This window comes from Salmonella sp. 741265050_HSA (assembly GCF_046569445.1).
Taxonomy (GTDB): Bacteria; Pseudomonadota; Gammaproteobacteria; order Enterobacterales; family Enterobacteriaceae; genus Salmonella; species Salmonella enterica.
Genome location: NZ_JBKFSV010000002.1, coordinates 160,000 through 182,102 on the forward strand (window position 1 = coordinate 160,000; position 22,103 = coordinate 182,102).

Here is a 22,103-nt window from a genome sequence, read left to right on the forward strand (position 1 = left end):
GATGACATCTCCATTGCTTGCGATTGAAAATTTATCGGTAGGTTTCCGTCAGCAACAGCACGTGCGTCCTGTCGTTAACGCCATTTCGTTACAGGTGAACGCCGGGGAAACGCTGGCGCTGGTCGGCGAGTCCGGGTCAGGAAAAAGCGTGACGGCGCTTTCTATTCTGCGTCTTTTGCCTACCCCTCCCGCCGTCTACCTCTCCGGCGATATTCGCTTTCACGGCGAATCATTGCTTCATGCCAGCGAGCAGACGCTACGCGGCGTGCGCGGCAATAAAATCGCCATGATTTTTCAGGAACCGATGGTTTCACTTAACCCGCTGCATACGCTGGAAAAACAGCTCTATGAAGTGCTGTCGCTCCATCGGGGAATGCGTCGGGAGGCGGCAAGGGCGGAGATGATCGGTTGTCTGGATCGGGTCGGTATCCGCCAGGCGAGCCAGCGTCTGCGCGATTATCCTCATCAGCTTTCCGGCGGCGAACGCCAGCGCGTCATGATAGCCATGGCGCTGTTAACACGGCCGGAATTACTGATCGCCGATGAGCCGACCACCGCCCTCGACGTCTCCGTACAGGCGCAGATTTTATCTCTACTGCGGGAACTCCAGCGCGAGCTCAATATGGGATTGCTGTTTATCACCCATAACCTCAGCATTGTAAAAAAACTGGCGGATTCAGTGGCGGTAATGCAACACGGCAAGTGCGTAGAGAACCAACGCGCCGACACGCTGCTCTCCGCGCCGACCCATCCGTACACGCAAAAACTCCTCAACAGCGAACCCACAGGCGATCCGGTTCCGCTCCCCGCCGGGCAGACGCCGTTGCTGGAAGTGGACAGGCTGCGCGTCGCCTTCCCGATCCGCAAAGGCATTCTGAAGCGCGTCGTGGATCATAATGTGGTGGTTAACAATATCAGTTTCACCCTGCATCCAGGCGAAACGCTGGGTCTGGTCGGCGAGTCAGGATCGGGAAAAAGTACCACCGGTCTGGCGCTGTTACGGCTTATCCGCTCCGAAGGCCGCATCGTGTTTGACGGTCAATCGCTGGATACGTTAAACCGCCGCCAGCTTTTACCTGTTCGCCACCGTATCCAGGTCGTATTCCAGGATCCGAACTCATCGCTAAACCCGCGTTTAAACGTGTTGCAAATTATCGAAGAAGGCCTGCGCGTCCACCAGCCTACGCTTTCAGGCGCGCAGCGCGAACAGCAGGTGAAAGCGGTCATGATGGAAGTCGGCCTGGACCCGGAAACACGGCATCGTTACCCCGCTGAGTTTTCCGGCGGCCAGCGTCAACGTATCGCCGTCGCCAGGGCGCTGATTTTAAAACCGTCGCTTATTATTCTGGATGAACCGACCTCATCGCTGGATAAAACCGTTCAGGCGCAGATTCTTGCCCTCCTGAAATCGCTCCAGCAAAAGCACCGTCTGGCCTATATCTTCATTAGCCACGATCTGCATGTAGTACGCGCGCTGTGCCATCAGGTTATCGTGCTGCGACAGGGGGAGGTGGTTGAACAGGGGCAATGCGAGCGCGTGTTTACCGCACCGCAACAGGCCTATACGCGTCAGCTACTCGCGTTAAGCTGACGCCTAAAAAGGATTATTGTTAGAAAAAGGTTCCGCTATCGCCACGCCGAAATTTTTCAGCCGACAGGTGGCGGCAAACTCATCCTGACGATTAACGAACAGGCACGGTTCCCCTTCGCACTCCAGCACGGAGCAAGGAACTTCAATATCGCTTAGCGCCTGGCTGAGCTTATGCATCACTGACCACGCGCTATCGCCTGCCGGACTCAACAGTTTAAGCGCCACCAGACTATTCTCGGTGCTCTGCCCGTTTTGCGGAATCGGTTCAACCTTTGACCCCGCAAAACCCGCCGACCAGCGATAGTTTTGCGGCAGACGGTGAACAATTGAGAGCTGTAATGTATTCACTTTCTTTCCCCGGAAGCACAATTACTTCACAATTTACTTACATTTATATTAACACATCATTGACAACCCGTCCTTAAACAGATTGCTAACGCCCTTCTCTCCGTCAGTGGCTCTACAGCAAGCGGGAGTTAAAATAGTTTTACCGACGCGGAGATAGCGGCGGGCTATATGTACCCGTTTCTGCGATCTAACTCAACCTTTTTAACTACAATGATGTGACTTTTTACATAAATGGATTTTACATAAAATAAACATAAAGGAGGAAAATGATGAATTGGTAATTGATATACATCAACTATGAAAGCCGTTTGGCTTTGCCATCGTGTAGCGGATAGCGTCCCCCAACGCCGCCTGCGCATTCTTCGGCGCCATTGAGGGACAGCGCGCCCGTCACCGTTTTTTGGGACGGCTGGCGTAGAGATAAAACAGAATGGAACAGGCGGCGCAAAGCGCAATCGACCAAATCATCGGCCACGCACTGGTAAAGGTAGCCAGCGACAGCAACGCGCCGACGATAGCGCCAATACCAAAGCGGAAAGTGCCCGCCAACGAAGACGCCGTTCCGGCCATATGCGGAAACTCATCCAAAATGACCGCCATCGCATTGGACGAAACCATCGACACACAGCCGACAAACGCCGCAACGCCGACCACCAGCGCCCAGAATCCAATGCCCATCAGCGCGCTGAAAACCATCCACACCGCCATCGCAAACTGAATCCATAGCCCGGCCCGAAACATGTTTAGCGCCCCTACCCGTCTGACAAAACGGCTGTTGATAATCGTCATCACAAACAGAAATACGATGTTCAACGCGAAGTAGTAGCCGAAATCTTGCGGCGGAACATGATTAATTTCGATATAGACAAACGGCCCCGCGCTCAAAAAAGAGAACATACCGGCAAAACTAAACCCGCTCGCCAGCATATAGCTCAGTACGCGTTTGTGGCGAAACAACGCCGCAAAGTTACCTATTGTGGTACGAATATGAAAAGGCTGACGCCGCTCAACGGGCAGCGTCTCTTTAATCAGAGCAAAGATCATGACTGACGCCAGAATCGCCGCAATGGCCAGTATCCAGAAGATATAGTGCCAGCTTAACCATACCAACACCCAGCCGCCAACAATGGGCGCCATTAACGGCGCTATCGTAGTGACCAGCATGACAAATGACATCATGCGCGAAAACTCTTCCTTTGGATAAATATCCCGCATCAGCGCATTGATGACGACGCTTGCCGCCGCGGCCGCCAAACCGTGAAAGAAACGCATCACGATCAGTTGATCGATAGTCTGCGCCAACGCACAGGCGACCGCCGCAGCGGCAAATACCAGCGTCCCGCCCAGGATGACCGGCTTACGCCCGAGGCTATCCGCCATCGGTCCATAGATAAGCTGACCCAGCGCAAACCCCAAAATATAGGTGCTGAGCGTCATCTGCGCGCTACCGGCAGGCACGCCGAATTGCGCAGAAATCACCGGCAGCGCTGGAAGATACATATCAATCGACAGCGGCATTAACATGGCCAACAGGCCAAGGATAAAGACAATGGCAAAGGAAGAGTGCTGCCGGGTGGTCACATCGAACTCCTGAATTTAACGAGATAGTTAGCCGACGCTGGCGATTTCTTCTTCAGTCAACGGGCGGTACTCGCCGGGAGCCAGATTCTCATCCAGCGTAATGGCGCCAATCCGTTCGCGGTGCAGTTCCAGAACGCGATTGCCTACTGCGGCAAACATCCGCTTCACCTGATGATAACGGCCTTCGCTGATGGTCAGACGGACCTGCACAGGCGTTATCACCTCCAGCGTAGCGGGTTTAGTGAGATCTTTTTCATTATGCAACTGCACGCCTTTCGCAAATTGCGCTGCCGTATCGTCGGCCACCGGCGACTCCAGGGTCACCAGATAGGTTTTTTCACAGTGATGGCGCGGCGACGTAATACGGTGCGACCACTGACCGTCATCTGTCATTAACACCAGACCGGTAGTATCGATATCCAGACGTCCTGCGGCATACAGCTTATACGCCACCGGCTCATCCAGGAAATACAGCACCGTTGGATGATCGGGATCATCGGTTGAACAAACGTATCCCTGCGGCTTGTTAAGCATAAAATAGCGTGGCCCGTGTTGCTGCGCTAAGGGATTGCCGTCATACGCAACCGCATGTTCCGGGAGCAGTTTGAAGGCCGCATTTTTAATGATGTCGCCATCGACGGTAACGCGGTTACCACGAATTTCACGCCCGGCAATAGCGCGGCTGACGCCAAGCTGCTGAGCGATAAATTTATCAAGTCGCATGTGTGTGATTTAGCCTGTAATAATACGGAAATCGGGCATTCTACCCGAAAAAAGGGAATTGCTATCCGCTCAGTATAGCGGGCTAACTATATCCCTCAAGGGAAATGATTCATGGCATACTATTCCCGGAACCGTTTAACGTAGTGAGACCATGATTTTTACACTCCGCCCCTACCAGCAAGAAGCTGTAGACGCCACGCTCAGCCACTTTCGCCGCCACCGTACGCCCGCCGTGATTGTTCTGCCGACCGGCGCAGGTAAAAGCCTGGTGATCGCCGAACTGGCGCGCGTCGCCCGCGGACGGGTACTGGTGCTGGCGCATGTGAAAGAGCTGGTCGCGCAGAACCACGCCAAATATTGCGCGCTGGGGCTGGAAGCGGATATTTTCGCCGCCGGACTCAAACGTAAAGAGAGTCAGGGCAAAGTCGTGTTCGGCAGCGTACAGTCGGTGGCGCGTAATCTTGACGCCTTCCAGGAGGAGTTTTCGCTGTTGATTGTCGATGAATGCCACCGCATCGGTGACGATGAAGACAGTCAGTATCAGCAAATCCTCACTCACCTGAGTAAAGTTAATCCTCACTTACGTCTGCTTGGGCTAACCGCCACGCCTTTTCGCCTCGGAAAAGGCTGGATTTATCAATTTCATTATCACGGTATGGTGCGCGGCAACGACAACGCTCTGTTTCGCGACTGTATTTATGAACTGCCGCTGCGCTATATGATTAAACACGGCTATCTGACGCCGCCTGAGCGGCTTGATATGCCAGTGGTCCAATACGATTTCAGCCGCCTGCAGGCCCAAAGCAATGGGCTGTTCAGCGAAGCCGACCTGAACCGCGAGCTGAAAAAGCAGCAGCGGATTACGCCGCACATCATCAGCCAGATTATGGAATTTGCGCAAACGCGCAAAGGCGTGATGATTTTCGCCGCCACGGTCGAACATGCGAAAGAGATTGTCGGTCTGCTTCCGGCGGACGACGCGGCGCTGATTACCGGCGATACGCCAGGGCCCGAGCGCGACGCGCTGATTGATAATTTCAAGGCGCAGCGTTTTCGCTATCTGGTTAACGTCTCGGTGCTGACCACCGGCTTTGACGCCCCACACGTTGATCTCATCGCGATTCTACGTCCCACGGAGTCAGTTAGTCTTTACCAACAAATTGTCGGGCGTGGTCTGCGCCTTGCGCCGGGAAAGACCGATTGCCTGATTCTTGATTACGCTGGCAACCCGCACGACCTGTATGCCCCGGAGGTCGGTAGCCCGAAGGGAAAAAGCGATAACGTTCCTGTCCAGGTATTTTGCCCGGCCTGCGGCTTTGCCAACACCTTCTGGGGGAAAACCACTGCCGACGGCACGCTGATTGAACACTTTGGCCGTCGCTGCCAGGGCTGGTTTGAGGATGACGACGGCCATCGCGAGCAGTGCGATTTTCGCTTTCGCTTCAAAAACTGCCCGCAGTGTAATGCCGAAAACGATATTGCCGCCCGACGCTGCCGGGAATGTGACGCCATTCTGGTCGACCCGGACGATATGTTAAAAGCGGCGCTCAGGCTCAAGGATGCGTTAGTCCTGCGCTGTAGCGGAATGACGATGCAGCATGGGCAGGATGAGAAAGGCGAATGGCTGAAAATCACTTACTATGACGAGGACGGCGCGGATGTCAGTGAGCGCTTCCGCTTGCACACGCCCGCCCAGCGTACCGCTTTCGAACAGCTATTTATTCGCCCGCATACCCGCACGCCCGGCGTTCCTTTACGCTGGATCACGGCGGCGGATATTGTCGCGCAGCAGGCGCTGTTGCGGCATCCCGATTTTGTGGTCGCGCGGATGAAAGGCCAGTACTGGCAGGTGCGTGAAAAAGTGTTCGACTATGAAGGCCGCTTCCGCCGGGCGCACGAATTACGTGGTTAATTGTACTTTTCATTGATGTAACGGCGATTTGAGTATAGAATCCCGCCCGCCTTTGCATACGCAAAGCAGATCACTTACCTGTTGCTGGGTCGCCTGTAGCAGGAATTATTAAAGAGAGATTTAAATGTTTACTATCAACGCAGAAGTACGTAAAGAGCAGGGTAAGGGTGCGAGCCGCCGCCTGCGCGCCGCTAACAAGTTCCCGGCAATCATCTACGGCGGTTCTGAAGCCCCGATTGCTATCGAACTGGACCACGACCAGGTGATGAACATGCAAGCTAAAGCTGAATTCTACAGCGAAGTTCTGACCCTCGTTGTTGACGGTAAAGAAGTAAAAGTTAAAGCTCAGGCTGTACAGCGTCACGCTTACAAACCGAAGCTGACTCACATCGACTTCGTTCGCGCGTAATCGCCTGGAAGTTGAAGAAAAACCCCGCCCCGGCGGGGTTTTTTTATGCGTTTAATTGAATTTGACGACATGCAGAGCAACGAGAACCCACTTTGCTTTTCTGCTTTCTTACACCTCGCCATATTCAATTAGCGCCTCCCCTAATCGAGGATCTGTAGTTTCCGCCGCGGTATTCATACCTTTAAGCCGATTGAATAATGCCCGTTGACGAACGCTGGCACTTTCTGGTTTCCATGGCAAAATTCGTATTGGTATCGTTTGCCCGTCATTCAACGCATCAAATACCTTTTCATTGGTCAGTAAGTCGCCGCAGCTCCATGTCTTGCTATCAAACTGAAAATCAAATAAGACATGGAGCTCCAGTTCATCTACACGCACTTGACGCTTTGCATTATCGATGCATATTTCCACCTTCTCTTTATGCGTCAAAGTTGCATCAAGATTGAGTCCATACCGTTTCAACTGCCCCTTGTCGTAATAGTAACGTATGCTGGACCAGGTTGATTTAAAAGCAAATCCAGTAATGAATAAACCACTTAACAAGAACAGCGGGCATATGAACAAGCTCAGTAACCAGTTGGCGCCATAAGTATAAAACAGTACCAACGAGAGAACGGTGAACACCATGCCGAGCACCAACATCATCAAAAATGCGACAATGTGCGCATACAAAACCTGCCGAAATAAACTGAAATTAACAGGCGGCTTCTGACGTATTCCTTTACTCACTACGGCGTCCTTTTATGTCGTATGCCTTTATTTCCCGCCCGACGAGCGTCGCTGCAACTGGTCGCGCAGATTCGGCGGCGTCCCTTTGATAGTCAGGGTATCGGTCGCCGGGTCCCAGAAAATCCGCTCGCCCAGCAGCATCGCATCAAAGTTAATCGTTAACCCGCCGCCGCTGCCGGCATATTTGGTTAGCTGGCGCAGCGTACTGCGATCCGCCGGAAAGCTCTCTTCCAGCTCATAGCCTTTTTCGGCGGTAAATTCGCTGAAGCTGACTTCACTGACGCCGGAAAGCTCTTTAGACAGCGATTCCAGCTCAATCTCTTCCCCGGCTTGTAACTGCTCGTTGCAGTAGCTGTACACCTGCTGACGCACGTTCTGACGTTCCGCTTTATCCAACTGCGCTTCTGCGGTGAAATCATCCACTGCCTGCAACAGGCCGCGATTCTGCGCTTTGGCGTTCAACCCTTCGCTGGCACCGAGGAAATCCATAAAGAAGTCAGCGACCTTGCGCCCTACCCGACCTTTCAGGAACGTCAGATAGCGGGTCGATTGCGGATTAGTTTCCCACTCGGTAAGATCGATACGCGCCACGATATCCGCATGGTTAATATCAAGATAATGCGTCGGGTTAATGTCCAGATTTTCATTGACCCGCATACTGCTCAGGTTGTTCAGTACCGTAACCAGCAGATACTCCACCGCCAGGTAACGATAATGGCAGAACAATACAATGCCGCCGTCCGCAAAGGGATATTTCGCCAGTTCGTCACGCAGGCGTCCGGTCGCCGCCCGGCTAAAAGCAAGAAAATCTTCTTCCCCCTGACGTTGCAACCGCAGCGCTTGCGCCAGTTCACTCTCTTCGCTAAACAGGCCATACGCCTTATTCTTGGCGCTATAGACCCGATGCAGTTCAGCCACCATCTCGACAACGGTGGTTGTCGGCTCCAGCAATGAATCGCGCAAGACCAGCTCAAGATTTTGCTCATCGCGCTTGATAAGCTGGTGCAGGGCAATCTGGTTGATATCCAGACTCATGATAAACTCTCCTTTAAGACCGGGCGGTATTCAACCACCGCCTGCCGGAAGACGCAAGCAATCGCCCTGTCATTTCAGGCGTTATCCGTAACGCGAATGATTTAGGGGATAAAAATGCAGAAAAAAAACTGTTGCTACGGTAATATGTTGCCCTTTCATGAACAAACAGATTTTGATTTATGCCACAACTCTCCCGCTATAGTGATGAACATGTTGAACAACTGCTGAGCGAACTGCTCAGTGTACTGGAAAAACATAAGGCGCCGACCGATCTTTCCCTGATGGTGCTGGGAAATATGGTCACCAACCTTATCAACACCAGCGTGGCGCCGGCTCAACGCCAGGCGATTGCGAACTCTTTTGCCCGCGCCTTGCAGTCTTCGATTAGCGAAGACAACGCGCACTAAAAAGCCGACTCCGGAGAAACAAGCGACAGGTATGGTAACTCATCGTCAGCGCTACCGTGAAAAAGTCTCCCAGATGGTTAGCTGGGGGCACTGGTTCGCTCTGTTCAATATACTGTTGGCTACGTTGCTCGGCAGCCGTTACCTGTTTGTCGCCGACTGGCCGACAACGCTTGCGGGTCGCATATACTCCTACCTGAGCATTGTCGGGCACTTTAGCTTTCTGGTGTTCGCCACCTATTTGCTTATTCTTTTTCCGCTCACGTTTATCGTGATGTCCCAGCGGCTGATGCGGTTTTTATCAGCCATTCTGGCGACCGCGGGTATGACGTTGTTGCTTATCGACAGCGAAGTCTTTACCCGTTTTCACCTGCATCTTAACCCCATTGTCTGGGAGCTGGTCATCAACCCTGACCAGAACGAAATGGCGCGCGACTGGCAGCTTATGTTTATTAGCGTGCCGGTTATCTTATTGATTGAGATGCTATTTGCGACATGGAGTTGGCAAAAGCTGCGCAGTCTCACGCGCCGCCGCCATTTCGCAAGGCCGCTTGCGGCATTCTTTTTCGTCTCCTTTATCGCATCGCATCTTATCTACATCTGGGCAGACGCTAATTTTTACCGGCCGATTACCATGCAGCGGGCAAACCTGCCGCTCTCTTATCCGATGACGGCGCGACGTTTTCTTGAAAAACACGGTCTGCTGGATGCGCAGGAATATCAGCGCCGTCTGGTAGAGCAAGGCAATCCGGAAGCGGTCTCCGTTCAGTACCCGCTCAGCAATTTGCACTATCGCGATATGGGCACCGGTCAGAATGTGCTGCTCATTACCGTAGACGGCCTGAACTATTCTCGCTTTGAGAAGCAGATGCCGGAGCTGGCTACATTTGCCGAGCAAAACATCGACTTCACCCGTCATATGAGTTCAGGGAATACCACTGATAACGGTATTTTCGGCCTGTTCTATGGCATATCGCCAGGCTATATGGATGGCGTGTTATCCACCAGAACCCCTGCGGCGCTCATTACCGCGTTGAATCAGCAAGGCTACCAACTGGGACTGTTTTCTTCGGATGGCTTCGCCAGCCCGCTTTACCGTCAGGCATTACTGTCCGATTTCTCGATGCCGACAGCGCAGACGCAGTCTGATGCGCAAACGGCCAGCCAGTGGATAGACTGGCTTGGACGCTACGCACAGGAAGATAACCGCTGGTTCTCATGGGTATCGTTTAACGGTACTAACATTGATGACAGTAATCAGAAGAATTTTGTTAAGCGTTACGCCAGCGCCGCCAGCGACGTGGATGCGCAAATCAATCGGGTTCTGAACGCGCTGCGAGAGGCCGGTAAATTCGACAATACCGTCGTGATCATTACCGCAGGACGCGGCATACCGTTGACGCCGGAAGAAAATCGCTTCGACTGGTCGCAAGGTCATCTGCAAGTACCGCTGGTGATCCACTGGCCGGGGACGCCTGCGCAGCGTATTAATGTGCTTACCGATCATACCGATGTGATGACCACGTTGATGCAACGCCTGTTACATGTCAGCACGCCAGCGAACGAATATTCACAGGGCCAGGACATCTTTACCGTTCCACGTCGCCATAACTGGGTAACGGCGGCAGACGGCAGTACGCTGGCAATCACGACGCCGCAAATGACTCTGGTGCTCAATAATAACGGTCATTATCAGACCTATGACTTACACGGCGAGAAGATCAAAGATCAGAAGCCGCAGCTCAGTCTGCTGCTGCAAGTGCTAACAGAAGAGAAACGTTTTATCGCTAACTGATTAATTATAAATCAGTTAGCACCGTTTCCCCTTGCATTCGCGTTGGAAAGAGGTAGTATTAGCACCCACAAGTCGGCACGTAGCGCAGCCTGGTAGCGCACCGTCATGGGGTGTCGGGGGTCGGAGGTTCAAATCCTCTCGTGCCGACCAAAATTCCCCTTAAAAACCAGCCTCTCAGGGCTGGTTTTTTTATGCCTGCAATTAAAAAGTTAGCTGATGCCAGAGACGTTATTTTGCATGAACTGATCGGACACCTTTCCCGTGCAGTGGTCAACGTAAAGTCAATGCAGGCAAATAACGTAAACCATTTTTGTACTAAAACAGAAAAAGCGCATCTATACCCTATGCTGGAAGAAATGTTTGCAGTGGCAGGTAAATGAGTAAGCAATCTGTCGCAGCAATAATAAAACGTTCTGGTAAGGTAAACGGCCTACCACTTCTTTGTCACTAACAATTAGCCTCCCTGTCGCCATAGGGCCGATAATGATCGGCTAGTCACAACACGTTTTTGTAGACAACGTACGGTGATTAATTACTCCTTCAGCCAGCAACTCGCTAATTGTTATTCAACTTCAGAAATTATAACTAATTGAAGCACCTACAAAATTATGCCCTGAATTTTTATCCGTGAGTGATCCATTCGAGAAATGCCGGATATAAGCTTCTGTAGAAAAAGCCCCAAAGTTCCAGCCAAGAAACGCTTTTTCTCCAAAGGTAAATGCAGAATTGACACGCATATCATCTCGCGACTTAGATTTTATATAAGCCCCCAGACCAATACCGGTATAGATACCAGCGAAATGAACCAGCGCCACATCCTTCGAGATACCCAATACGCCCTGGTTATATTTATTGCAGGGAACGCTGCCAGAATGTTTACTGCAATCATCGCTACCCTTAGCCTTAAATCCTCCTAACTCCAGATTATTTCTTGCCTGTAAAAAGAAAAAATCGCTGGGTTCACTGTATGTCAGAAATGCCGTATATAAGTGCTCAACCCCTCCTCTTCTTATACTTTCTCCCGCAGCAAAAGAGATCTGATGCTTGTTGCCCTTGCCAAAAAAAACATTATCATTAGCAGAACATGCGAATGCACAAAGTAATAATATATATATAAATATTCTCTTCATATACACTCCACCACCATTTCAATGTCAATAGTTATTTTTAACCGGCTAACATATTTAAAATTTTCTACGCCACGCTTACGCTCACAGAAACGGCTGATATAGCATCCACACTACGCTCTCCCCTTGAGTCGCCCCAACGGGTGCTCAAAACGCCGCGAGTGTTGTTCAGGCACATCCAGGATAAGTTATAAGTGAATGACTCTCATTCCTGACCACATTTTCATTTATGATAAGAATATCGTCAGAATCTCTTTATCGCATAAAAATACCTCTGCTATTGACTTAATATTTAATTTAACAGATGTCGCGGTTTATTCGTTCTGCTCAGATGTATTTCATTGGCATTAATAAAACCATAAATAAATTCAATTAAAATAATTTGTTAATAATGAAAAACTTTAGACGCTATGACTTTTAATAAGGAATTTCCTGCCAGGAAAGATAGTCTGGACTTACGGGGGCAAGGGCGCAGCTACATATGCCACACTTCTGTTATGTCACATTGTCCGAAAAAAGCGTCCAGACCAGTATTCAACTTCAGGGAGTATTCTGTTTTCTCTCACAACGGGTTGTTTTATCCTTTCTATCGTTCAGCTAATTACTAGCCTGTCACAGGTTTTACTACTTACCCATGCACTAATTAGGGTAAAATTTACGCGCTTGACAATGTGGCAAATCTGGACGATTTCCGCGCTGAAAACAATAATCATTCTAATAAAACTCAGGAGATATAGCATGCCTGAAGTAACACCTTTTCAGGTGCTTATTGTGGACGACCATCCACTTATGCGGCGAGGTATTCGTCAATTACTGGAACTGGACCCGGCTTTTTATGTCGTTGCCGAAGCGGGTGACGGGGCGAGTGCGATCGATCTGGCGAATCGCATTGAGCCCGATCTGATCCTGCTGGATCTGAATATGAAAGGTCTGAGCGGGTTAGATACCCTGAACGCGCTACGCCGGGATGGTGTGACGGCGCAAATTATTATTCTTACCGTCTCGGATTCCGCCAGCGACATCTACGCGCTGATCGACGCCGGCGCCGACGGTTATCTGCTCAAAGATAGCGATCCGGAAGTGCTGCTGGAGGCCATTCGCAAAGGCGCTAACGGCGGTAAAGTCTTTAGCGATCGGGTCAATGAATATCTGCGTGAGCGCGAACGGTTTGGCGCGCAGGAAGATCCCTTTAGTATCCTGACCGAACGAGAGTTAGATGTCTTGCATGAGCTGGCGCAGGGGCTTTCTAACAAACAGATTGCGTCAGTACTGAATATTTCTGAGCAGACGGTTAAGGTGCACATTCGTAATCTACTTCGCAAACTAAACGTGCGCTCGCGCGTCGCGGCGACCATTCTATTTTTACAAACACGCGGAATGCAGTAACAAGCCAGGCCCGATGGCGCCACGCCACCGGGCCGTCAGGGCATTATTTCTCCTGCGCCAGCCGGATACTGCGCTCTATCACCGCCCGCCGGGCGTCACCCGCCGGCAGTAACTTCAGCATCATCTCCCAGGCCGCCACCGCCTCGCCAAAGCGCTGCTGCTCAAAGGCGTTAAACGCATACAGGCTTAACACCCGGATATCCGTGTGGTCGCGGCTCACCAGCCGGCGCAGCAGCTCCCCGCCGCGGCGGTTATCCTCCGGGTCGGACGAGCGCGTCAGCGCCTCCGCGTAGCCCAGCGCCGCATCGCGGTTTTTCGGGTCCAGACGGTAGGCGTTCGCATACGCCCCGGTGGCGGTACCGGCATTACCCAGTACCATACCGGTGCGCCCCAGCATGAGCCAGCCCTCAACATTGCCGGCATCATTTTGCAGGCGGGTGCGCAGCCCCAGCGCCAGCCGCGCCATCTCCTCTTCATTCAGCGGCTGCGCCTGCGGGTCCAGCGCCCGCGCCAGCAGCCCCGGCGTCTGCGCCGTCGCCTGCTGCCAGGCCCTGACCTGCTGATAGCTGCCGGTCAGGGCGTAGCTGCCGGCGCCGACCGCCAGCGCAATGACGGCCCCCGGCACGTAAACGCCCCACCCGGCGCGCGCGCCGCAAACCGGGGTGTCCGCCGGCAGCGGCTCCCGGCGCAGGCGCACCCGCCGGCGCGTGCGGGCAACGATTATCCAGCCGCCCGCCACGATGGCGGCCAGCGGCAGCACCCACAGCAGCACCGTCAGCGGGGTCAGCGGCGGGTCGTAGGTGACAAAGTTGCCGTAGCGCGCCACCATGTAATCGATGATTTCCTGGCGGCTCTTCCCCTCCTGCATCAGGTCATACACCCTGCGGCGCATGTCGGTGGCTATCATCGCGTTCGAGTCCGCAATGCTGTTGTTCTGGCATTTCGGGCAGCGCAGCTGCTCCGTGAGCTGGCGGAACTGCTGCTCCTGCGCTTCATCTTTAAACGGCATCACGTCGGTGGTTGCCCGCGCTGACCCGGCGATAACCAGCGCCAGCATCAGCATCACCATGCCCGGTAACAGTCTCATTGCGCCGCCTCCCGGCTGTATCTGTCCCACAGCGGTTTCAGTTCACTTTCCCATACCCGGGCATTCAAATCGCCCGCATGGCGGTAGCGGATAATCCCCCTGCCGTCGATGAGGAAGGTTTCCGGCGCGCCGTACACGCCCAGGTCCAGCCCCAGCATCCCGTCGCTGTCCGATAAACTCAGCGCATACGGGTTGCCCAGTTCCTTTAACCAGGCCACCGCCTTCGCCCGGTCGTCCTTATAGTTCAGCCCCACCACCCGGATACCCTGCGCGGCCAGCCGGTTCAGGTACTGATGCTCGGCGCGGCAGGTCGGGCACCAGGTGGCCCAGACGTTAAGCAGCACCGGTTTCCCCTGCGTCAGCACCTCCGCCTGGTAGTACTGACCCGGCGTCTCCAGCGATTCCAGGCGGAACGCCGGCACCGGCTTTCCGGTCAGTGCCGATTCGAGATTCGTCGGGTCATCCCCCTGCGCGTTGCGCGCCAGCTGCCACAGCAGCGCCGCGGCAATCAGCAGAAAAATCAGTAACGGTAATAACAGTACGTTGCGTTTCATCCGGCCTCCGGCAATGGTTTACGGCGGCGGTAGCGCGGGTCCGCCAGGCACAGCAGCCCGCCCAGCGCCATCAGCAGCCCCCCGGCCCATATCCAGCGGACAAACGGTTTGTAGTACAGGCGCACGGCCCACGCGCCGTTGTCCAGCTCCTCCCCGAGCGCGGCGTACAGGTCGCGGGTCAGCCCGCCGTCAATCGCCGCCTCGGTCATCACCATCCGGCTGGTGTTGTAGAGCCGTTTCTCCGCGTGCAGCACCGCCTCCGGCTCGCCGTGGCGCGTCACCCCGATGAGGGCCACCCCGCCGCGGTAGTTGGGGCCGGTGATGTCCCGCACCTCCCGGAAGGTGAAGCGGTAGTCGTGAATGGTCACGCTGTCGCCCGCCCGCATCCGCACGTCACGCTCCACGCTGTAATTCTGGCTGAAGGCGATGCCGGTAATCGTCACCGCCAGCCCGAGGTGCGCCGCCACCATCCCCAGGTAGCTGAGGGAAATCCTGGCGCCGCGGGACACGCGCTGTACGGCTTCGGCCACCGCCAGCACCGCAATCCAGCAGGCCATCGCCATCCCCACCGCCGTCATGGCGATGATTTTATCTTCCAGCAGCCATGGCAAAAGTACCGACAGCACCAGGGTGGTGACAACGGCAGCCCACAGCAGTTTCCTGATGTTACGCGGCCGGTCCCGGCCCCAGCGCACCAGCGGCCCCACCCCCAGCAGCAGGGCAAAGGGGACCATCAGCCAGGTGAACATGGTGTTAAAGAACGGCTCCCCCACCGAAATGCTGCCCAGCCCCAGCTGTTTGTGCACCAGCGGCAGCAGGGTGCCCAGCAGCACCACCAGCATGGCGGCCATCAGCAGGACGTTGTTGCCGAGCAGCAGCGACTCGCGCGACCACAGCGCGTTGTTCACCCGCGAACGCACCCTGTGCCCGCGCACGGCGAACAGCAGCAGCGAGCCGCCGGTGACCAGCACCATAAAGGCGAGGATAAACATTCCGCGCGCCGGGTCGGAGGCGAAGGCGTGCACCGACACCAGCACCCCGGAGCGCACCAGGAAGGTGCCCAGCAGGCACAGCGAGAAGGCGCAGATGGACAGCAGCAGCGTCCACGCCTTAAAGCCGGCGCGCTGTTCCGTGACCGCCAGCGAGTGCAGCAGGGCGGTGCCCGCCAGCCACGGCATAAAGGAGGCGTTCTCCACCGGGTCCCAGAACCACCAGCCGCCCCAGCCCAGCTCGTAGTAGGCCCACGCCGAGCCGAGCACGATGCCCAGCGTCAGGAACACCCACGCCGCCAGCGTCCACGGGCGGGCAAAACGGGTGAACGCGCTGTCCAGACGCCCGCTCAGCAGCGCGGCGATGGCGAAGGCGAAGGCCACCGAGAAGCCGACATAGCCCATATACAGCAGCGGCGGGTGGAAAATCAGCCCCGGGTCCTGCAGCAGCGGGTTCAGGTCGCGCCCCTCCACCGGAAAGGCCGGCAGCGTGCGGGTGAACGGGCCGGAGGTGAACAGGATGAACGCCAGAAAACCGGCGCAGACCATCCCCATCACCGCCAGCACCCGGGCGACGATATCCGCCGGCACCTGCCGGCTGAACACCGCCACCGCCAGGGTCCAGCCGCTCATCAGCAGCACCCACAGCAGCAGCGAGCCCTCGTGCGCCCCCCAGGTGGCGGCCACCCGGTACCACACCGGCAGCTGCGTGTTCGAGTTGCCGGCGACATAGGCCACGGTGAAGTCGTTAACCACAAAGGCGTGCACCAGCACGAAAAACGCGCCCGCCACGCAGATGAACAGCAGCCAGGCGAACACCCCGGCCGACGCCATCATCCGCGCGTCGCCGCGCGCCACGCCCCACAGCGGGTAAACGGACAGCAGCAGCGCCACGCCGAGCGCCAGGCACAGCAGCGCGTGGCCGTATTCAGGCATCATGATGAGGTGTCCTTATCAGCGCGTTGCGGGCGGCGGTGGTTTTCCTGCATCGCTTTTTCCACTTCCGGCGGGGTGTAGTTCTCGTCATGTTTGGCCAGCACCTCGTGCGCCAGGACGTGGTTGCCCTTCTCCAGGGTGCCCTGCACCACCACCCCCTGGCCCTCGCGGAACAGGTCCGGCAGTATCCCCTCATAGCTCACCGTCACCGACCCTTCGGCGTCGTAGAGGCTGAAGTTCACCTTCAGCGAGTCCGGGTCGCGCCTGACGCTGCCGGGCATCACCATCCCGCCGACGCGCAGGCGCTGGCCCGCCGCCGGCAGCTGCTGCGTCTCGCGCTTGCCGTAGAGGATTTCGCCGGGGGTATAGAACAGGTCGATATTCGCGCGCAGCGCGTACAGGACCAGGGCGGTGGTCAGCGCCAGGCCCGCCAGCACCGCGCAGACCACCCATAGCCGGTTTTTACGTCGCAGGTTCACGCGGCCTCCTGTTGCGCCTGTGCGGCACGCATCCGCGCCTCGCGCGCCTGCTGCTGCGCCACGCCGCGCAGAATGGCCCGGCGCTGCAGCACCGTGTGCAGCGCCAGCAGCGCCAGCGGCGCCACGGTCATCGCCACCGCCAGCCAGACAAAAAAGGCGTACCCGCCCATGGCGAAAAAATCGCTCCACGATGAAAATGCCGGACTCACCGGTGCCCCCTTTTCAGTATCAGTTCGCTCACCCACAGGCGGCGTTTTTCCATCAGTAAAATCAGGTTGCGCATCCGCATCAGCGACAGCGTCATAAAGAGCAGCAGGTAGCCGGCGATGGCCCAGCGCAGCGGCGAGCGCATCGCCGGGTCGATACTCTGCTGCATCTGCGTCGAGCCCTGGTGCAGGGTGTTCCACCACTCGACGGAATAGTGGATAACCGGCAGGTTCACCACGCCGACCAGCACCAGAATGCCCGCCGCGCGCCCGGCCATCCGGCGGTCGTCAAAGGCGTGCCACAGGGCGATGACCCCGGCGTAGAGAAACAGCAGCACCAGCTCCGAGGTCAGGCGCGCGTCCCACACCCACCAGGTGCCCCACATCGGTTTGCCCCACGCCGCGCCGGTGACCAGCGCGATGAAGGTGTACACCGCCCCCACCGGCGCCATCGCCGCGACGGCAAGGCTGGCCATTTTCATCTGCCAGACCAGCCCGGTAAACGCCGCCACCGCCATCGCCGCATAGATACCCATTGACCAGATGGCCGCCGGGACATGCAGGTACATAATGCGGTAGCCCTCCCCCTGCTGGTAGTCCGCCGGGGCGAAACCAAAGCCCCGGACCCAGCCGGTGGCCAGCGCGATGATGCCGGCCGCCGCCAGCCACGGCACGAGCCTGCCGCAAATCTGATACAGCCGGGGCGGCGCCGCCAGCTGATGAAGGGTTTTCCACATAGTCGTCACCTGACCTCCTGAAACCAGTAAAATGTCCGTCGCGCCGGGGCGCTACTGCACGCTGAGGCGCAGCGCCGCCGCAGTGGCGAACGGGCTTAACGTCGCGCTGCCCGCCAGCAGCGCCCCCAGCACCGCCAGATAGCCGTCAGCGGGTAAATGCATCGATGCCGCGTCCATCGCCGCGGCGGCGAAAATCAGCACCGGGACACTCAGCGGCAGCACCAGAATGCCCAGCAGGACGCCGCCGCGCCGCAGGCCGGCCGTCAGCCCGACGCCCGGCGCGGCGAGAAACCCCAGCGCCGGCGTGCCGAGCAGCAGCGTCAGCGCCATGATTTTCCAGCCGTACACGTCCATCCCCAGCAGCAGCGCCACCAGCGGGGAGAGCATAATCAGCGGCAGGCCGGTCACCGCCCAGTGGGCCAGCACCTTCGCCAGCACCACCGCCGGCAGCGGCACCGGCAGCAGCATCAGCTGCTCCAGGCTGCCGTCCTGCAGGTCGTCGCGAAACAGCCGCTCCAGCGCCAGCAGCGAGGCCAGCAGCGCCGCCACCTGGATGATGCCCGGCGCGATACGCGCCAGCAGCTGCGGCTGCGGCCCGACGCTTAACGGAAACAGGGTGATGACCATCAGGAAGAACCACAGCGGGCCGGCGATGTCCGCGCCGTGGCGGAACGCCACGCGCAGTTCGAGACAGAAGACACGCCACATCACAGCCCTGCCTCCCCGCCGGTCAGCGCCAGGCGGCGGACGGTGTCCGCGGCCCCCGGCAGCGGCTGGTGGGTGGTGAGAATGACCATCCCGCCCTGCGCCGTGTGCGCCGCCATCCGCCGGGTGAGGCGCGCCACGCCGTTAACGTCAATGGCGGTGAACGGCTCGTCGAGCACCCACAGCGCGGCGCGGGTCAGCCACAGGCGGGCCAGCGCCACCCGGCGCTGCTGCCCGGCCGAGAGCCGGGCGACCGGCACGTCCTCAAATCCCGCCAGCCCGGCCTGCGCCAGCGCCTCCGGGAGACGCGCGCCGTCGCCGGGGTGGAAGAAGTGCAGGTTCTCCCGCGCCGTCAGGCGGGTTTTTATCCCCGGCTGGTGCCCTATCCACAGCAGGCCGGAATGGAAGCTGTCGCGCACGCGGCGCAGGGGCTCGCCCTGCCAGTACACCTCGCCGCCGTCCGGGCGCGCCAGCCCGGTCAGCAGGCGCAGCAGGGTGGTTTTTCCCGCGCCGTTGCCGCCGGTGACCTGCACCCACTCCCCGGCGTCCACGGTGAACGACAGCCCGCGAAACAGCGTCCTCTCGTCCCGCTCGCAGTACAGATCTCTGGCTTCAAGCATTCCCACTCATCAACGTCCTGTCAGAAACCTGGTTTAACATCACGCATATCCGGCAGTTTATGCGCGATCCCTTTGTGGCAATCGATACAGGTCTGTCCATCTTTTACCGCCTGATCGTGCATTTTCGCCGCGACGCCTTTTTGCGCGGTCAGATCCATAAAGTCGAAATTGTGGCAGTTACGGCATTCCTGCGAGTTGTTGTCTTTCATGCGCCGCCACTCATTTTGTGCCATTGTCAGGCGATGAGCTTCAAATTTCTGCGGTGTATCTATCAGCCCAAATACCTTCGCGTACAGTTCTTTACTGGCTTTGATCTTACGGATCATCTTCGGCCCCCACTCATGCGGCACATGGCAGTCAGGACAGGTGGCGCGAACGCCGCTACGGTTGTTGTAGTGGACGGTTTCCATATACTCCTCATACACCGTGTTGCGCATTTCATGGCAGCTAATACAAAACTCTTCGGTGTTAGCTTTTTCCATTCCGGTATTGAAGCCGCCCCAGAAGATGATGCCGCCGATAAAACCGATTAACAGCAGCGTCCCCAGCGCCAGGCGGCTGGGGCTGCGCCACCATCGCCAGACGCGCTTTATCCAGCCAGGTTTACGGTTAGAATTTTCCATAATGACCTCTTATTTCCCGTAACCTTGCGAGGGGGTAAAGGTATTGTCGATAATCGGCGCGGTATCAGACTGCGGTACGTGGCACTGCAGGCAGAAATAACGACGCGGCGCGACGTTGCCCGACACTTTACCGTCGCTGTCCATAAAGTGCGTCGGACTGATACGCGGCGCGCCCGTCGTACGATAACTTTCCACGCCGTGGCATTGCAGACAGCGGTTGGTATTGGTCGTCACCTGGTAGCCCTCGACGCTGTGCGGGATCATCGGCGGCTGGTTGACGTAATTTAGCGGCATACGTTCCTGCTCTTTCGGCATACGAATCGCCCCTTCCTGCGTCCCGGATACTTCCGGCGACTGGCTCAGATCCACTCCGTTTGCCGCCCAAACCGCACCACTTACCACCAGGGCAAGCGTGGCCATCCATTGACACAGCGCTTTCATCAGGTCATGGCTTTTCATTGTTTCGCTCCCGAACTCCATCGCATTTACACTTCATCCTTCGAGCTGCCTCTTTGTTGGCTGCGCTCCAAAATCCCAGTCACATCGTTATCTATGCTCCTGGGGATTTCCTCGCTTATCGCCGCGATGCATCCCGAATGATATTGTGTATCGTTATTGTAAAAACATCCTCAGAACAGACATCCACGCAGCGACCGCAGGTCATGCAGTCGCGGTGAGTGACCTGCGCCGGGCTTTGCTCATCCAGCACCGGCGCACGTAGCACATGCGGTTCCGGGCAAACATGAAAACAATCCATACAGCGATTACATTTCTCACGTTTTTTGGCCGTCACGGTCACTACGCCTTTACTGCCCAGCACGCCATACAGCGCGCCCATCGGGCAAATATGACCGCACCAACCGTGCTCAACGACTAATAAATCAAATAAAAACAAAGCAATAATCAGCAACGCGCCGCTACTAAATCCCATAATCAGACTACGACCTAACAGCGACACGGGATTAATCCATTCCCACAGCAACGTGCCGGTCAACGCCGAACCGATTAACACCACCACCAGAAGGACGTACCGTATATGGCGTGGAATCGTCGCAGACTGGTTCAGGTCAAATTTCCTGCGCATCCAGTTAGCCAAATCGGTAACGGGGTTTAGCGGGCAAACCCAACTGCAAAATAGTCGCTTTCCCGCCAGCGCATACAGCACAGTGATAATCACTGCTCCCGTCAGCGCCACGGTAGCGGGAAGATGTCCACTGGCGAGACTTTCCAGGGTAATCAGCGGATCGGTCAACGGGAGGGTATCGAACAGCAAACTACTGCTGTAGTTGCCATGCAAAACCCAAAAGCCCAGCCACGGGCCGCTGAGAAACATCCCCAGCACCATAAACTGGCTGATACGACGTAACACCAGCCAGCGGTGGCTACGCCACCAGCCTTTTTTCGCCCGCGCTTCTCGCCCGGCGTCGCGTTTACGATTTGCCATCTTTCCCCTCCAGCCAGCCGAAGCGGTAATGGTGTCCTAACTCCCCTTTCGCCAATGACAACGGCAACACTTTTATCGCTGGTTGCTCCAGTACGCAGACTTTTTCGCATTTGCCGCAGCCGGTACAGGCGTCGCTGTGTACGGTGGGCAGAAAGCGCGCATGTTTGCCGGTGCGCATGTTGCGATCCAGCTCCAGCGTGATGGCCTCATCGATTTTCGGGCATTCGCGGTAACAAACGTCGCAGCGCAGCCCCTGAAAGTTGAGGCAGTTTTCCTGATCCAGCAGCACCGCCAGCCCCATGCGCGAGTCATCAATGGAGGCGATATCTTTATTCAGCGCCCCGCTGGGGCAGACTTTGGCGCACGGAATGTCTTCACACATTTCGCAGGGGATGTCGCGAGCGACGAAATAGGGCGTGCCTGCCGATAGCCCGGAGGCCAGCGTCGCCAGTTTTAGCGTGTCGTATGGACACGCCTGAACGCACTGCCCGCAGCGCACACAGGCGCTGGCGAAGACATTTTCATTCAGCGCGCCAGGCGGACGCAGCCGCACGCCCGTTGCGCGCGCGGTTTGCTGTTGCAAGCCCAGCGCCACGCCAACCGCCGCCAGCCCGCCCGCAGTGCGCACAACATCACGCAGGAAGCGGCGGCGGCCATTTTGGGGTTTCGCTGTACGGGACATA

General features: G+C 56.6%; 25 protein-coding genes, 1 tRNA gene and 1 pseudogene. 9 read left to right on the forward strand and 18 right to left on the reverse strand.

Annotated elements, in window-relative coordinates; translation table 11 throughout:
* Window position 1: 1 nt before the first annotated feature.
* A complete protein-coding gene (gene yejF, locus ACLD4F_RS06425) occupies window positions 2-1,591 on the forward strand; it encodes a microcin C ABC transporter ATP-binding protein YejF (RefSeq protein WP_000203619.1) in 1,590 nt (529 codons plus the stop codon).
* A 3-nt stretch (window positions 1,592-1,594) separates the two neighbouring features.
* Here yejF and ACLD4F_RS06430 read toward each other — a convergent pair whose 3' ends face one another.
* From ACLD4F_RS06430 to rsuA, 3 genes are all read right to left on the reverse strand, one after another.
* Entirely contained in the window at window positions 1,595-1,939 is a 345-nt protein-coding gene (locus tag ACLD4F_RS06430) for a YejG family protein (RefSeq protein ID WP_001094639.1), read from the reverse strand.
* 390 nt (window positions 1,940-2,329) lie between these two features.
* Window positions 2,330-3,520: a Bcr/CflA family multidrug efflux MFS transporter gene (locus tag ACLD4F_RS06435; RefSeq protein ID WP_000213349.1), complete on the reverse strand. Its 1,191-nt coding sequence runs from the start codon at window positions 3,518-3,520 to the stop codon at window positions 2,330-2,332.
* A 27-nt stretch (window positions 3,521-3,547) separates the two neighbouring features.
* Window positions 3,548-4,243 (reverse strand): 16S rRNA pseudouridine(516) synthase RsuA, encoded by a 696-nt coding sequence (rsuA, locus tag ACLD4F_RS06440; RefSeq protein WP_411010737.1) that lies wholly within the window; start codon window positions 4,241-4,243, stop codon window positions 3,548-3,550.
* Window positions 4,244-4,394: 151 nt separating this feature from the next.
* Here rsuA and ACLD4F_RS06445 point away from each other — a divergent pair, with 151 nt between their 5' ends.
* Together ACLD4F_RS06445 and rplY are read left to right on the forward strand one after the other, a co-directional pair.
* A complete protein-coding gene (locus ACLD4F_RS06445) occupies window positions 4,395-6,155 on the forward strand; it encodes a DEAD/DEAH box helicase (protein WP_000578121.1) in 1,761 nt (586 codons plus the stop codon).
* A 124-nt stretch (window positions 6,156-6,279) separates the two neighbouring features.
* Window positions 6,280-6,564, forward strand: a complete 285-nt coding sequence (rplY, locus tag ACLD4F_RS06450; RefSeq protein ID WP_000494192.1) for a 50S ribosomal protein L25 — start codon at window positions 6,280-6,282, stop codon at window positions 6,562-6,564.
* A gap of 108 nt (window positions 6,565-6,672) precedes the next feature.
* Here the strand turns inward: rplY and ACLD4F_RS06455 are convergent, their stop codons facing one another.
* Together ACLD4F_RS06455 and yejK are read right to left on the reverse strand one after the other, a co-directional pair.
* The gene (locus tag ACLD4F_RS06455; RefSeq protein WP_024797764.1) at window positions 6,673-7,293 is read right to left on the reverse strand and encodes a hypothetical protein; all 621 of its coding nucleotides are present in this window, start codon (window positions 7,291-7,293) and stop codon (window positions 6,673-6,675) included.
* A 27-nt stretch (window positions 7,294-7,320) separates the two neighbouring features.
* A complete protein-coding gene (yejK, locus tag ACLD4F_RS06460; RefSeq protein ID WP_079944223.1) occupies window positions 7,321-8,328 on the reverse strand; it encodes a nucleoid-associated protein YejK in 1,008 nt (335 codons plus the stop codon).
* A 179-nt stretch (window positions 8,329-8,507) separates the two neighbouring features.
* On the opposite strand from yejK, the gene ACLD4F_RS06465 reads away from it, so the two are divergent.
* From ACLD4F_RS06465 to ACLD4F_RS06485, 5 genes and pseudogenes are all read left to right on the forward strand, one after another.
* Window positions 8,508-8,735 carry a YejL family protein gene (locus ACLD4F_RS06465; protein ID WP_001135904.1) on the forward strand — a complete coding sequence of 76 codons (228 nt, stop codon included), beginning with the start codon at window positions 8,508-8,510 and terminating at the stop codon, window positions 8,733-8,735.
* A 31-nt stretch (window positions 8,736-8,766) separates the two neighbouring features.
* Window positions 8,767-10,527 (forward strand): LPS biosynthesis-modulating metalloenzyme YejM, encoded by a 1,761-nt coding sequence (yejM, locus tag ACLD4F_RS06470; RefSeq protein ID WP_000256155.1) that lies wholly within the window; start codon window positions 8,767-8,769, stop codon window positions 10,525-10,527.
* Between the two features lie 73 nt (window positions 10,528-10,600).
* A tRNA-Pro gene (locus ACLD4F_RS06475) sits at window positions 10,601-10,677 on the forward strand.
* A pseudogene (locus ACLD4F_RS06480) lies at window positions 10,633-10,725 on the forward strand (hypothetical protein); the annotation flags it as partial. The gene ACLD4F_RS06475 and the pseudogene ACLD4F_RS06480, both read left to right, overlap by 45 nt.
* Complete coding sequence (locus ACLD4F_RS06485; protein ID WP_076726893.1) at window positions 10,719-10,907, forward strand: DinI-like family protein; 189 nt, start codon at window positions 10,719-10,721, stop codon at window positions 10,905-10,907. The pseudogene ACLD4F_RS06480 and the gene ACLD4F_RS06485, both read left to right, overlap by 7 nt.
* A gap of 192 nt (window positions 10,908-11,099) precedes the next feature.
* Here the strand turns inward: ACLD4F_RS06485 and pagL are convergent, their stop codons facing one another.
* Window positions 11,100-11,663: a lipid A 3-O-deacylase PagL gene (pagL, locus tag ACLD4F_RS06490; protein WP_000281868.1), complete on the reverse strand. Its 564-nt coding sequence runs from the start codon at window positions 11,661-11,663 to the stop codon at window positions 11,100-11,102.
* Window positions 11,664-12,392: 729 nt separating this feature from the next.
* Here pagL and narP point away from each other — a divergent pair.
* On the forward strand, window positions 12,393-13,040 hold the full coding sequence (gene narP / locus ACLD4F_RS06495; protein ID WP_001115500.1) for a nitrate/nitrite response regulator protein NarP: 648 nt from the start codon (window positions 12,393-12,395) through the stop codon (window positions 13,038-13,040).
* 43 nt (window positions 13,041-13,083) lie between these two features.
* Here the strand turns inward: narP and ACLD4F_RS06500 are convergent, their stop codons facing one another.
* The 12 genes from ACLD4F_RS06500 to napG all read right to left on the reverse strand — a co-directional run bounded on the left by ACLD4F_RS06500 (window position 13,084) and on the right by napG (window position 22,102).
* Window positions 13,084-14,127, reverse strand: coding sequence for a cytochrome c-type biogenesis protein CcmH (locus ACLD4F_RS06500; protein ID WP_080075178.1), 1,044 nt, complete (start codon window positions 14,125-14,127; stop codon window positions 13,084-13,086).
* The gene (gene dsbE / locus ACLD4F_RS06505) at window positions 14,124-14,681 is read right to left on the reverse strand and encodes a thiol:disulfide interchange protein DsbE (RefSeq protein ID WP_000828299.1); all 558 of its coding nucleotides are present in this window, start codon (window positions 14,679-14,681) and stop codon (window positions 14,124-14,126) included. Before dsbE ends, ACLD4F_RS06500 begins: the two co-directional genes overlap by 4 nt.
* Window positions 14,678-16,609 carry a heme lyase CcmF/NrfE family subunit gene (locus ACLD4F_RS06510; protein WP_411010738.1) on the reverse strand — a complete coding sequence of 644 codons (1,932 nt, stop codon included), beginning with the start codon at window positions 16,607-16,609 and terminating at the stop codon, window positions 14,678-14,680. The genes dsbE and ACLD4F_RS06510 overlap by 4 nt, the downstream gene beginning before the upstream one ends.
* Entirely contained in the window at window positions 16,606-17,085 is a 480-nt protein-coding gene (gene ccmE / locus ACLD4F_RS06515) for a cytochrome c maturation protein CcmE (RefSeq protein ID WP_001053600.1), read from the reverse strand. Before ccmE ends, ACLD4F_RS06510 begins: the two co-directional genes overlap by 4 nt.
* Complete coding sequence (gene ccmD / locus ACLD4F_RS06520) at window positions 17,082-17,294, reverse strand: heme exporter protein CcmD (RefSeq protein WP_000074108.1); 213 nt, start codon at window positions 17,292-17,294, stop codon at window positions 17,082-17,084. The genes ccmE and ccmD overlap by 4 nt, the downstream gene beginning before the upstream one ends.
* Window positions 17,291-18,028 (reverse strand): heme ABC transporter permease, encoded by a 738-nt coding sequence (locus ACLD4F_RS06525; RefSeq protein WP_411010739.1) that lies wholly within the window; start codon window positions 18,026-18,028, stop codon window positions 17,291-17,293. Before ACLD4F_RS06525 ends, ccmD begins: the two co-directional genes overlap by 4 nt.
* A gap of 51 nt (window positions 18,029-18,079) precedes the next feature.
* Window positions 18,080-18,739, reverse strand: a complete 660-nt coding sequence (gene ccmB / locus ACLD4F_RS06530; protein WP_000990033.1) for a heme exporter protein CcmB — start codon at window positions 18,737-18,739, stop codon at window positions 18,080-18,082.
* Window positions 18,736-19,353 (reverse strand): cytochrome c biogenesis heme-transporting ATPase CcmA, encoded by a 618-nt coding sequence (gene ccmA / locus ACLD4F_RS06535; RefSeq protein WP_000888532.1) that lies wholly within the window; start codon window positions 19,351-19,353, stop codon window positions 18,736-18,738. The genes ccmB and ccmA overlap by 4 nt, the downstream gene beginning before the upstream one ends.
* 20 nt (window positions 19,354-19,373) lie before the next feature.
* Window positions 19,374-19,976: a cytochrome c-type protein NapC gene (napC, locus tag ACLD4F_RS06540; RefSeq protein WP_000431778.1), complete on the reverse strand. Its 603-nt coding sequence runs from the start codon at window positions 19,974-19,976 to the stop codon at window positions 19,374-19,376.
* A gap of 9 nt (window positions 19,977-19,985) precedes the next feature.
* Complete coding sequence (gene napB, locus ACLD4F_RS06545; protein ID WP_000835182.1) at window positions 19,986-20,435, reverse strand: nitrate reductase cytochrome c-type subunit; 450 nt, start codon at window positions 20,433-20,435, stop codon at window positions 19,986-19,988.
* Between the two features lie 115 nt (window positions 20,436-20,550).
* Window positions 20,551-21,420, reverse strand: a complete 870-nt coding sequence (gene napH, locus ACLD4F_RS06550; RefSeq protein WP_080108223.1) for a quinol dehydrogenase ferredoxin subunit NapH — start codon at window positions 21,418-21,420, stop codon at window positions 20,551-20,553.
* On the reverse strand, window positions 21,407-22,102 hold the full coding sequence (gene napG, locus ACLD4F_RS06555) for a ferredoxin-type protein NapG (RefSeq protein WP_000091679.1): 696 nt from the start codon (window positions 22,100-22,102) through the stop codon (window positions 21,407-21,409). The genes napH and napG overlap by 14 nt, the downstream gene beginning before the upstream one ends.
* Window position 22,103 lies beyond the last annotated feature (1 nt).